The 13,587-nt window shown below is 58.9% G+C and carries 1 protein-coding gene; it reads right to left on the reverse strand.

Annotated elements, in window-relative coordinates:
- Positions 1-44 precede the first annotated feature (44 nt).
- Positions 45-13,577 (reverse strand): filamentous hemagglutinin N-terminal domain-containing protein, encoded by a 13,533-nt coding sequence (locus tag V6B08_RS14320; protein WP_341982034.1) that lies wholly within the window; start codon positions 13,575-13,577, stop codon positions 45-47.
- Positions 13,578-13,587: the final 10 nt, after the last annotated feature.

The raw sequence follows: 13,587 nt of genomic DNA on the forward strand, positions 1-13,587 counted from the left end.
GGAACCTCTTTTCGACTTACGCGGCATGGCAGCAGTATAGCAGTTTACTGCGCTGCTGCACCCTGCTGCTGCTGCTGCTGCTGCTGTTGCTGCTGTTGCTGCTCGGAGTTCGGCTGGCCAGGCTGGCTACCGCCAGTTGCACCACCGGTGCCACCGCCAGTACCGCCGCCCGTGCCGCCACCAGTACCGGCACCGCCGCTGCCGGTCGCGCCACCAGTGCTGCCCACCGGGCTGCCGCTGGAAGATGGTACGATGGCACCCGGATTTGTGCCGCCACTCTGCGAAGAGCCGCCGGTGCCCAGCGGAGAACCGCTGGTAGTCGGCGTGACGGTGCCAGGATTGATACCACCACCTTGCGGTGCGGAAGGCGTAACCGTGAAGGTTGGGGCCGGTGAGACGTTCAGCACGGTCGGTGCGGTGAAGGCCAAGAGTGCGTTCGGATTCAGACCACCAGCATCCACTGTGCGGGTGAACAGGGCACCGGCCTGCGGCGAGGTCGGGATGGTGGTCGGAGGCGGCACCACGCTCTGCGGGATGGTGACCTGATTTTCAATCGGACCCCAGCGCATATCGTTGATGTAATACGGCGGCCCCTTCAGCGGTCCGACGATGTAAGCGGCCGTGGCGTCGGAACGGTCAGCCACGGTGCCGTACATGTCGATGCTGCTGGCCTGGTCGGACTTCAGCGTCTTGACCACGATCTTCTTGGTCGGCTGCAGGCCGGTCTGATCGGTATCCTTGCTACCGATCTTGATATAGCCACCGCTGGAACTGATCGTCAGGTCGGTCTCACTGCCCGAAAGGCCGGCCATCACGATGTTGCCACCCGCTTTGATCTTGACCTCGCCGGCGGCCAGCGTCGGCGTGATACCGCTGATCGCCTGCGGTTCGCCAGTGGTGCTGGTGAGAACACCCACGGTGATCGCACCGCCGGCATTGATATCGGCCGGCAGCAATAGCGTGGTACCGCCGGTGAAGGTCAAATTGCCGGTGGTCTTGATCGTTGCCGTGTTATCAAAGCTGATGCTGCCATTGCTGCCAGCATTGATCGTCAGCGTACCCAGGGCATTGCTGGCACCCAGGGCGTGGCTGAAGGTATGCGCGACATCGCCAAGATTAAGCGTCAAGTTGCTGTGGCTGGTGCTATCCACCGTGCTGCCAAAGGTGATCTTGCCAGTGTTGGTGGTCAGAGAATGGTTGCCGGTGAGATTGGTCGCGCCGGTATAAGTCTGATTCCCGGAGGTGACGATGGTGCCACCAGCCAGCACAGTGGTGCCGCTGACCGAAACCGATGTCAGCGGGCCAGAGGTGGGAGCCGGTGCCTGTTGGCCCTGGAAGTTATTCGGCGCTGAACCTGCGCCGATATCGCCGGTGAAGACGGCATTGCCGACGACACTCAACGTCCTGTTGCCGCCAGCAATACCACCCTGGAACGTGACAGTCGTGCCGGTGAAGGTAGCATTCTGGTTCAGCGTGACCAAGCCCGTGTAGGTCTGGGTGCCGGTGGTATTGATCGTGCCGTTGTACAGCCTCGTTGTGCCACTGACCGTGAGGGTGCCCAGGTTTGAGTCGACACTCAGTTTGTCGTTCAGCGCCAGGTTGCCGGCAATCGCCAGGTTAGCGACGCCCTGCACACCCTTTTCCAAAGTAATGGTGGTGCCGGTAAGCGTGGTGTTGGCGCCCAGGAAAGCAATCTCGTTGTATGTATGACTGCCAGTGGCATCCACCGAGCCGCCATTGATCGCCAGCGTACCATCCTCATCGGTGTTGATCGACGCCACCTTGACTGTGCTTGCAAAGCTGGTGGCACCTGAGGAGTTGATCTGCAGATTGCCAAGCCGGGTGGTGTTGCCCACCGCGCCCACGAACTTGACGTTGCCGGCGCCGCTTTCGATGCTTAGGGCGTTGCCGCCATCGAGCGTGGAGTCGAAAGTCAACGCGCCGCCATTCGTGAAGATGGTGGTATCTCCCATCAGCTTGGTGGCACCCTTGAAATCGATAGCCCCTCCGATCGAGGTGTAGCTGCCAGTGATCTCGGTGGCGCCGGTGTAGCTCTGCGCTCCTTCTGTCTCAACGCCAACCAGACTAATCGTACCAGCAGTGATGCTCAGGATGCCGAGATTGAAAGCCGTGTTGCCGAAGCTGACCTTGCCGCTGCCAGCGGTGAAGGTGGCGTCATTGGTACGACCATCGAACTGCCCGGTGACCTGAATATCGCCGTTTGCTGCACTGGTATCGAAAGTGCCTTTGTTTTCCGAATACAGACCCCCGGTGATCTGAATCGATTTAGCGGTAAGGTTGCCCTGGGTAAAGGTATCGCCCTTATAGCTCTGGGCACCCGTGGTGCTGATCGTCGAAAGCGTGATGCCATTGCCTTCGATGGTCACGCCAGACTTGGCAGTATTGGTCCCATTGCTGGTATAGCCATTGTTCAGCGCCACAGCGCCGGTAGATTTCAGCGACAAATTGCCACTGTTACCGGCGGTGATCTTGCTGCCATCCACCGTCAAAGTGCCGTTGGCAGTGACATAAATATCGCCATCGCTGGTAATCAGCGTGCCGGTGGTGCCAGTGCCGCTGAAGCCAAGATGGATATCGCCGGCGCCAGTGACCTTGGCGGCGAAGTTGGCAAAGCTGGTGGTGAACGGATTGGCCGAGCTGCCGATGCTGGAGAAGCTGGTGATATCCAGCGTGTTGCCGGTCATCGACGGCGAAGTGCCCATCAACACCGATCCGGCCTCGGCGATCAACTTGATCGTACCGGTGCCGCCAGCATTCAGCGTTTCAACAGTGACATCACCGGTAGTCGCCTTGATCGTCGCCGTCTTGTTTGTACCGCCAACGCTAACGTTGCTGGCAGTTATGCCAGTGCTGCTGGTGACGCTTATATCGCCGTTGGTGGTGGAGAACTTGCCGGTGGCGAGGTTACCAGTGTTGCTGACAATCAGGCCACCGGTACCGGTGAGGCTGGCATCCAGGCTGGCGGTGGTGGTCTTGAGTGTGGTGTCGCCACCGGCCGAACCGCTGCTGAACTTCACCGTGTCGCCCGAGAGGGTGAATTCGCGGTCTGCGCCGCCACTCTTCACCACATCGGTGGTAGCGCTGATCACCAGCGCGCCGGTGGTCGAAATCGCCGCATTCGGCAGCGTGAGCGTGCCGCCCGAAACCAGCGCCAGGTTCGGGATCGAGGTATCGACCGCATGGGTCAGGGTCAGGTTGCCGGTGGCCGCGATATAGGCGCTGCCGCCACTGCCCAGGCTGAGGATGCCACCGTTCAGCGACAAATTGCCGGTATTGGCAATGTTGATCACACTGCTGGCGCCAGTGGCGGAGAGCGTGTTGATGCTGGAAACGTTGATTTTCACCGGGCTGCCGGTGCCGGCGGCAAAATTGGTGAGCGTGCCGATACCGCTGGCCGAAGTCAGCTTCAGGGTATGGCCGGTGATGTGATCGCTGCTGCCGGTAGAAAGAATCTTGCCGGCCGAGTTGATCTCGATCACGCCCGATGTGGTATCGGCAGAAACGCTGGTGAGCGTGATATCGCCGCTGCTGCCAACCAGCTTGACGCTGCCGACATCCGCCTTGAGCAAAGTGACCTTGGTGGCAGCCGCCGTCGTGATATCGGCATCGCCACCGCGTGCCCGCGCCGAAAGCGTGATTTCGCTGGTGCCGTTGTCGTCTATGAAAATGCCCGGGCCTGACGTATTGGAATTAGCCGTAAGCGATGCGGTGGTGGTCTGCATCCGCGCGGTGCTGGTGCCGACGCCGCCATCGCCTGTCAGACTGACCGAACCGCCGACAATGCGGGTATTTGTGAGGCCATCGTCCAGGATCTTGCCGCCGCTGGTCGAGGCCGTAATCGCGACAGAGCCAGTGCCGGCATTGAGATCGCCGAGAATCAGCGTATTGGCGCCACCCGTCATGGTGATGGCACTGCCGGAAATCTTGCTGGCGAGCAAGGTGAACGGGCCGGTGCCGGTGGTGATGGTAACGGCACCAGTACCCGCGGCCACCGAGGCCAGAGTCGTAGCACCCGTCACCTGGGCATAAATCGCGTTGTTGTTGGCCGACAGCGACACCGACTTGCCGGCTACGGCGAACGGTGTGCCCGAGGAACCGATGCCCGAGCCGGCGGTGATGCCGATCTTGCTAGCGGCAATCGACGTGCTGCCCGTTAGTTGGGTGATCGTGGTGCCGGCAATAAGATTTGCGGCGCCATAATTCGCACCAGCGGTGACTTCGCCGACAGACAGGGTGGTGCCAGCCTTCACCGTGATATCGTTGCCGATGGCATCGCCGGTTACGGTGGCGCTGGTCAGCTTCAGGCTGCCGCTGCCAGTGACATTGATCGGGCCGTTAGCGGAAGTGGCCGTGAGGCCGCCGGAGAGATTGCCTGAGATATTGAGGTAGGTACCGCCAGATCCGGTTGTGGTGGTGCTCAGCGTGCCGGCACCGGAAACGGAAATATCCATAGCATCGAAAGCCGAACCGATACCGGTGGCGGATTCGAGCGTAATACTTCCGCTGCTGAGCGTCAGTAAGCCGCCATAATTGATGGCGCCAGCGGTGGCCTTCAGCGTCAGCGCCTTGGTGGAACCATAGGACAACGAGTTGATGGTCAGATCGCCGGTATTGGCCGTAACGCTCAGATCGCCTGAACTGCTGAGCGTTGCGCTCAGCGCACCATCATTCTTGACATAGACATTGGTTCCGGTGGCGTTGAGGCTAGAGACATTCAGGCCCAGTGCCGTGCCAGACGAGCCGATATCGGCATTGGTCACGGAATTGGTTGAGAGCTTCAGGTTGCCAGCGGTAATCTTGTTAGTGCCAGTGCCGGTGATGGTGGCAGCGGTTGTGCTGACACCCTGCCGCGCCTGCAACGTGACATCGCCACTGCCGACGCTGATCTTATCGACAATAATATTTCCGCGCGACAGATAGGTGAAATTCAGGCCGGTGGTATCCGTCACATTGGTAAAGGTCGTGGCGGTGCCGTTGTCGGCAGCAGACCAGGTCAGATTGCTGGCCTCGATGGTGAGAGCGCCGTTGCTGTTGGACGTGCCGGTGCTCGGTGCACGGTCGATCGAAAGATCGGTAAGATCCCCAGTCGACGTGACGTAGATATCCTTGCTGCTGTTCAGGGTCAGCTTGGTCGCGGTGGTCTTGACCTTGGTGGTGCTGCTGGTCGATTCACCAATCGATCCATCCCTGCTGATCAGGGTCAGCGCGGCAGCGTCGATGCTGCTGCTGGTGGTCGACTTGATGGCGCCATTGATTGCCGTAAGGCTCACCGACTTTCCGTTAGCCGTGATCGCGCCGGCAATCGTCATATTCCTCGAGCTGCCCGAAGAGCCGCTCTGCAGCACGATATCCCCGGCCGCAGTCATCGACGACACGGTGAGGCCATAGCTTTCGGTGATATAGATACCGCCGCCATTGGCGGTGGCGCTCAAGGTTGTGGTGCCGCCACTGTTGGCCTGGAGCGACAAAACCTTGTTCTGCTCGCCAATTGAACCCGAAGCAGTGAGGGTCAGCGTGCCAGCGCCATAGATGCTGCCACCGCCATTGAGGATAGAGCCATTGGCTGCTTCCAAAGTAGTGGTTGCGCCATTCAGCGACAAATTCCCGCTACCAATTACCAGATCACCATCGCTGACCTTGTACTGACTGGTACCGCCGACCGTGGTGGTCAGAACGGTCCGCTGCTTCATATCGACATAGGCGCCGTTATTGGCGGTAACCGACAAATTGGAAGCAGTGACGTCAATCAGGCCGCCACCGGTGCCGGAAGTCTGACCAATAGCACCAGAAGCTGAGACAAGCGCCACATCGCCAGCAAGGATGCTTGAGGTACCGTCCGTCTCCCTGATACCCGGAGCAGAGGTTAAACTAAGTCGATTGGCTTTGCCGAGATTGATCGTGCCGATCTCAATGATGCGATCATTGACCAGTTCGAAATCCAGACCACTGGTGTCGCTGATAGTGGTGAACACCGTGCCGCCAGCATTTGTATGCGTAGCCTGCACCGACATGCCACTGCTGCCATCGAGCTTGAGACCCGAGATCGAGAAGGTGCGGTTCGCAGTGCTGTTGGTGCTGGAATTTGTCAGCTTCAGCTTTTCAACATGTACACCAGAATCGATATAGATATTGCCATCCGTGGTCAGCGTTTGGATCGGCGCATCGATATAAAGCTTGTCGGTGCTGGAACCCAGCGCCGCCCCCTTGAGCGTCACATTGCCGGCAGTAAGCCGGTCGGTGTTCGATGTACTGCCCAGGATGCTGTTTGTGCTGCTCAGAGTCGCCTTGCCGGTGCTGGTGAGGTTGATCACCCCCAGCTTCTGCGGCCGCACAGTGGCGAAGGTGAAGTCAAGGCCAGTGGTATCGCTCACCGCCACGGCGGCGGTACCGGACGTCTCGGCAATCGAGAAAGTCAGGTTCTCGCCAGTCACGCCGAAAGTCGGCGCTGAGCCGCCCGTGGCCTGGCTGCTGGTGATCGACAGGGTCTGCAGGTCAAGTGTGCCGTTGTTGAGGTGCACATTTGCAGCAGTATTGACGACGAGATCGCGCGCTACAGTCTGGATCGCAGTACCCGAAGCCCCGACGCTGCCCGTGGCAGTGAGCGAAATCTTATCCGCCGTCAACGCCAGGGACGTATTGGTGGTGGTGATGTTCTTGGTGGTGCCCGTGGTAGTGAGGCTCAACGCTCGGCCCGACTGCGCGGTGATCGTGCCCAACGCCAGGTTGGTATCCACCGAAAGCGTGAAATCGAGGCCAGACGTATCAAGGAACTGGGTGAAAGTGGTGGTGCCGGAGGCCGTACTGGTGCCAATAGTCGCCGACAGATTCTTGCCGGTAAAGCCGTAATTATTGGTGGTGGAGCTATGGCCCAGCGTCCAATTCAGTGAGGACAGGTCGGCGCTGTTGTCGAGATAAACATTCAGGCCGCTGGTCAGGCTCAACTGCCCAGCATTGATCAACACCGAGGATGTGTTGGTGCCAATGCTGCCATTGGCGACATTGAGGTTCACAACATTTGCCGATAGCCGCTCTGTGGAGCTGCTCGCCTGGGTCAGCGAACCACTATTCACCTTCAGCGAAATGGAATCGCTGGGCGTGGAGCCACTGCCGGAAATACCGTCTACCGCCAGATTGCCTTGGTTCTGGAAATTGATGCTGGACGCCACTGCCTTGAGCGTGCCGACTGTGCCATAAAAAGTCGAATAGCCGGTATTCGTGTTGCCAATCGAATTCGCCGTCAATTCAAGCCGGCCGGCAGTAATGACGCTGCTGCCCGTCGTGGTGGCGTTTATCGAAGAAGATCCATTATTGGCATTCAGCTTTACCGTGCCGCTGCCAACATTGACCGAGGTGACCTGGATTGTCCTGCTTGAATTGACATTCAGGTTCAGACCGGTTTGCGAAACATTGGTCAGCTTGAAAGCGGAGACGCTGCTGCTGACGATCACATCTTCCAGCGTTGCAGTCAGGCCGTCGGACACAATGTTATACGTATAGGTACCGCTGCTTGGCGTGCCGGTAGCCCTAAAGCTGACATCCAGGGAAAGATTAGTCAGTGTGGCGGTGGTATTACTGACATCAATACTACCGCCGGAAATCAACGTCAGTTTCGATGTCAGCATGCGCAATTGACTGGAACCGCCAATATTGGAACCAGTCGTATTTGCAGAAAGAATTATTTCAGCAGATGTAATTCCACCATTATCCCGATTGATAGTGCCGGCTACGCCAGTAGCGCCGCCAGTTGAAGTAAGGCTGACCTTGCCACTGTTTATATTACCTGTGGTTATGGTGCGGGTGAGAATCGCACGATCGACGCTATAGCTGAAATCCATGGCGCCACTGGACTGCATCTCCAGGGTCTGGACGCCAGAGGCATCTGCGACCGTGAAAGTACGACCGGTGCCGAGATTGCTGAAGCTGTAGGTATTGACGTCGGATGTGGCAGCGGTCTTGTGCGTGCTGGCAACATGCAGCTTAGTGACAGCAGTGCTGCTATTATCGATATAGATATTGCCATTGCTGGTGAGGTTCAGCGTCGCCGCGCTGGTCTTCACGGCCCGGGTGCTGTTGCCGATGGAGCCATTGCCGGTACCGGTGCCATTGGCCGAGAGGGTAACGCTCGAACCGGTGATGGCACCGCCGCCCACCATGGTGATGTTGGAATTCGCGCCGCCGCTCGCCGTGGTCAATACCACCGCGCCAGTGGCAACGATTTCCGAAACACTGATGTTCTTCTGATTGATCAGGCTGAAGTCGGTGATGTTGCCCGTAACATCAACAGTCTGGGTGGTGCCACTGTCGGTGATGGAAACGGCAGCGCCCGATGCACCGGTGATGCCGAACTTGCTCGCCGTGCCGCTAGCCGTCGTGCTGTTAGTGCTGGTGACGTAGACGTGAGTCAGTGCCGCAGAACTGTTGACATAAATGTCGCGACCAGCGCTCAAGCTCATCTTGCCAGTGCTGGTCTGAATGGCGGCGTTGAATGCGCCGATGGAACTGGTACTGCCGGCTGTCAGACTGACCTCACCAGCGACGATCTTGTCGCTGCCTGAACCGACATAGGCAATACCGCCACCGCTCGACAGGGTGAATTTGCCAGTGCCTACATTGGCAGCGCTGACATTCACGACATTGCTGCCCTGAGCGCCCAAGGCGAAGTTCAGATTGCTGGCACTAGTAAGCGTGCTGATGGTGTAGGCGCTGCCCGTTTCGGCCAGGGTAAAGGTCTGGCCCGTGCCGGTGATCGAAACGCCGCCCGAGCTACTGGTCCGCGTCACGCTAAGATCGGTGAGAGCCTGCGAAGAGGCAATATTCACCGCGCCAGAGGAAGAAGTAGTGAGCTTTGTGGTGTTCAGCTTCAACTGGTTCGTGTTGCCAAGGCCGCTCTGAGCCGACAGGCTGATTTCACTGCCCTGGATGACTGTGGCATCATTGCCGTCATCATTGATCGTGGAAGCGCCAGAAACCGTTATGCTGCTGGCGCCGGTATTGGCGATAATCTTGCCGAGTATAAAATTACCAGAACTGCCGGTGAGCTTGATGGCGCCGCCGGAAGTCACTTCGTTGAACTTGGTGTTGCTGCTTGAGGTGTAGAGAGCGACCACGCCATTGGTGGCTATGGCATCGATTTCGCTGGCAGAGAAGTTGACGCTGGCGGTTGCGGTGCCAATCGACTCGCTGGCCTTCAGCGTCAGCTTGCCGCTCGACGAAATTGAACTGCTGCCAAGAATCGATCCGACATCGGCCTGCAGGCTTGTCGTACCGCCGGATTGGATATTACTGCTGATCTGGATATCACCAACCAGTAGCTTGAGCGACACATTGCCGGTGGCGCTGAAGCCATTGGTCATCGTGCCGCCGGAGCCAACCAGCAACGGCGTATCAAGGCCATCGTTGTTAACGGTGCGGTGCGCGGTGATATAAAGGTCACCGGCCGTAGCCTGGGCAGAGATGCCCTTGGCCACGATATCGATATCCATATTCGCATCGGAAGCGCCGATGCTGCTGCCCTTCAGCCGGATATAGCCGGCCTGTACTGCCGTGCTGTCGCTGCCATCATCCTTGATCGCCCCAGTGGAGGTGAAGGAGACGGATGAATTCGTGGTGATGGGCTCGAAATCCGACGTGTACTCAACCTGCTGCGCACCGACATTGATTTTGCCAAGCGTAATGCTGCGGTCGCCGGAGAAGGTGAAGGTCTTGAGCGCGCCATCGGCGCCGTAACCGCTGTCGATCAGACGCGTGAAGGTGTAGCCATTCGCGGAATCCGTCAGGGCGATATCAAGATGCCGCCCAGTGATCGCGTAGGTGTAGTTGGCACCGCTGTCCTTATGCGTGCTGGTGATGCCGATTTCTTCGAAATGATTGATATTATCGATCAACAGGTTGCCGGCGGTGGTCACCACGAAGGAAGTGGTGTTGATGCCGATGGCATTGCCGCTCTCGCCGACATTTTCACCAGCCGTAAGCGTGATCTTCTGGCCGGTGATCCGGGTATTCTTGTTGGCGTCGTCGATGATAGAAGCGGCGCTGGTCAGTGCGACCGAAGAGGCATTCTCCAGATCAAGCTGCCCAACCACCAGGGTCTTGTCGCTGGTGAAGATCAGATTGGTCAGGAAGGCGCTGTTGATTTCCGAGAGCGTGGTCTTGCTGCCGTCGTCGGTGACGGTGAACGCCATTCCCGGCGAGGTCAAATGCAGGGTGTTCGGTGTCGAGCCGTTATGGCTATTCTTGATCACCAGGGATTTCAGCAGCGCGTTGGTATTATCAACATAGAAACTGCCGGTATTCTCGACACTAAGCGTGCCCACCGAGGTGTTGATATGGGTACTGGAGCTACCAACATCCTTCGATCGTATAGAAAGACCATCGCCGACGATCTTGTTGCCCGTAGCGCCGATGATATTGCCGCTGGTCGCGTTAAGCGTCACGGCAGTGGACGAGCCTTTAGTCGTCAGCTTGGAGACCGTGATATCGCCGCTGCCGGTAACCGAGATGCTGCCGGTCTGGCTGATGATCTCGGTCAAAGTCACATTGCCGGTATTATTGATGGTGATACCGGAAGAGATCGAGGCAGTGATGTCCTTGGCCGCTGTAGTTACATTGATCGCACCGCCGCTGCCGGAGCCCGTCATCACCAGCTTGTTCGCGGTAATACCGCTTCCACCACTGCTGGTGATCGAGTTGACGGAATTGAGCGTGACATCGCCATTGCCGGCATTCAGCGTGCCAATCGAGATGCCGTCAGACGCGGTGACGGTAACAGCACTGGTGCTGTCGTTGGTCAGCGACGAAATGGTGGCGTTGCCGCCAACATTCAGGGCGATCACGCCAGACGTGGACGAAACGCTGGAGAAAGAGGCAAAGCCGGAGGTGGTGATATAGATGCCACCTGTTCCGCCACTCGCAGAAATCGAGCTGGCCGAAGTGGTGAGTGCGGTACCGTTCGTGCCTATGCTGCCGCCGGCTTGCAACGCAAGCGAACCGGCCGTGATAGTGGTAGCAGCATTGGAATCGTTGAGAATGCTGCCACCCGTCGAAGCGAGAGTCAGCGCATTGCTGCCCAGCGCCACATTGCCGACCGTCAGCGTACCGCCTGACGAGATACTGCTACTACCACTGGCAATAATGTTATTCAGCGCCAGTCCGGAGTTGGCTTGATCGGCAAGATATATACCGCCACTGCCGGCAATCGCAGAAACATTGCCTGCCCCACTGGCCTGGAGGCTGAGCTTGCTGCCGCTACTGCCAATCGCGCCGTTGCTGCCGGTGCTGCCCTTCGCAGTGAGCTCATAGGACGTGGCACTGATAGAACCGCTGCCCTGCAGGATATCGCCACCAGTCGATGTCAGCTTTAAGGTGCCGGCGATGTTGAGGCCATTGCTCTTGATCGTGCGATCGCTGATCCAGCCAAGATTCATGCCATTGGTGACAGCGATGGCAGTTTCGCTAGTGGAATCGGTGATGGTGTAAGTCTGGCTACCTGCCGTCAGCACGTAGGCGTTCGTGGCGCTGGCCGAAGCATGCGTGGCGTTGACGTTAAGTGCATCCAAGCCGATGATATTATTAATGTAGAAGCTACCGCCCAGCTTGAGGCTCAGCGTGCCAGTATTCAGCGCCACCGACTGGCTGGCGCTGCCGATGCTGCCGCTGGCAATCAGATTAACGGTATCCGCCCTCAGCCGAGAAGAATTGGCGGTCGTGATGTTGCCATTGGAGGCCTGCAGCGTCAGCGTACCGCCAGCGGTAAGGATTTCATTGGCAAGCGAGATAGAGCCCGTCGACAGCAGAGTGATGTCGCCGCCATTGGTGGTCAGCTTGCCTACATTGGTGATGTTGCTGCCGGGACCATTGGCCTCCAGCTTGATGGCGCCAGATGCGCTGTAGATTTCGGTGGCGGAATCGGTGAACGTTATGCCGCCGCTGGTGGTGGAGCGCAGAGTGATGCCCTGCAGCACGCTCAGCTTGCCGTTGGTCATCGTATCGACGGTGATCAGGCCGCTGGCTTCCAGCACGATATTGGTGGTGAGGCTTTCCAGCAACGACTGAGAGATTGTGTTGGCGCCGCTGTCGCTGTCGCCAGCGGAAATGGTGCCATCGTTGCCCGCGGTATCCTGGGTGCCGCCCGAACCGCTGACGATCTTGAGCGTGGTCGGATCGATCAGCAGCGTGCCAGTCTTGCCCTGCGGCGCACGCATGTCGGCTGAGCCGGTGAGATGGATGTCCTTATGGCTGGAAATTTCGGCAAAGCCGCCATCGCCGCCCTGGGCACCGCCGCGCGCCGAAATACTGCCGGCAAACACGGTGCGGTCATTCGACAGCACCGTGACCAGGCCGCCATTGCCACTATCCATGGCATCGGCCTTGAGCTGTGCGCCACCCGCCACGGTGACGGTATCCGACCACACGCCATCAGCGCGGCCGCGTTCGCCACTGCCATCGCTGCCCAGCGCGATCTGGCCGCCGCCGGCCTGGCCGGAAACATTGATGCTGGCACCCTTGCCCACCACGATATCGGCACCAGTGGCAATCACCTTGCCGCCGGTTTCAGCGGCATTGCTGCCGGAGGCATCGACACTGCCGGAAATCTCCACCTTGCCGGAGGAGCCGCCAGAGAGAACAATCTTGCCGTTCTGTACGCCAACACTCTTGGCCTGCACCACGCCGGACGTGTTGATCACATTGTCGATCACGCCCTTCACGGCGCGGGCGGAAAGCTCCACCACACCGCCATCGGCGGCGATCTGGCCGCTATTCACCACCAGGGCGTTTGAGGCTTCAGCCCCGATGCCGAAGGAAAGCAGGCCGTCGCCATAGAAATCGAGCGTGAAGCTCTGGGCAGCGCCGAGCGTCACCTTGCCGAGCCGTGCACGGATCACACCGGAATTATGCACCTGCGGCGCCACGAGGGCAGCCAGACCGGTATCCTTGATGCTGATATCGCCCTGGTTCACCACCTGGGCATTGGCATTACCCGGCGTACCGAACAGGTACTTGCCGGCCATGAAATCGGCATCCTTGATATTCGCCGTGGTGGCGACAAGGCCGCCTACGTCGACGCGCGAGCCGGGGCCGAAGAACACGCCATTCGGATTCACCAGCATCACTGTGCCATTGGCAGTGAGCGTGCCGAAAATGGCGGAAGGGTCGTTGCCCAGCACGCGGTTCAGCGTGATGGAGCTGGCACTCGGCTGCTGGAAATTGACGCTCTGGCCGGCGCCAATGTTGAAGGACTGCCAATTAATGATCGCCGAATTGGTGGACTGGACGATGTTGAGCGAATTCGGCGTCGCCTGGTTGATGCTGGCCGAGCCCGCAACGACATTGCCGCCCTGCGGCAGGGTCTGGGCCTGCGCACCGGTGATAAGTGAGGACAGTGCATAAGCACCGGCAGCGGCGGTAAGCGCAGCGCTCTTGCGCCGGGCATTGCGGCTGCCGCCGGCAATTCCCGCTCGCTGCTGCGGCTGTGGTAGGAAACTGGTAACCGATGCCAGCAGACGGAACTTAAGGCTGTGGCCAGAGCAGGGCGAAGTGAAGTAGCGCGCGCGATCCATACTACCGCCC

Origin of the sequence: Ferrovibrio sp. MS7 (assembly GCF_038404985.1) — a bacterium.
Lineage (GTDB): Bacteria > Pseudomonadota > Alphaproteobacteria > Ferrovibrionales > Ferrovibrionaceae > Ferrovibrio > Ferrovibrio plantarum.

What these genes read in the sequence shown, in the direction of transcription:
- V6B08_RS14320 (WP_341982034.1), bottom strand. Translation starts at nt 13,577, where the DNA reads ATGGATCGCGCGCGCTACTTCACTTCGCCCTGCTCTGGCCACAGCCTT.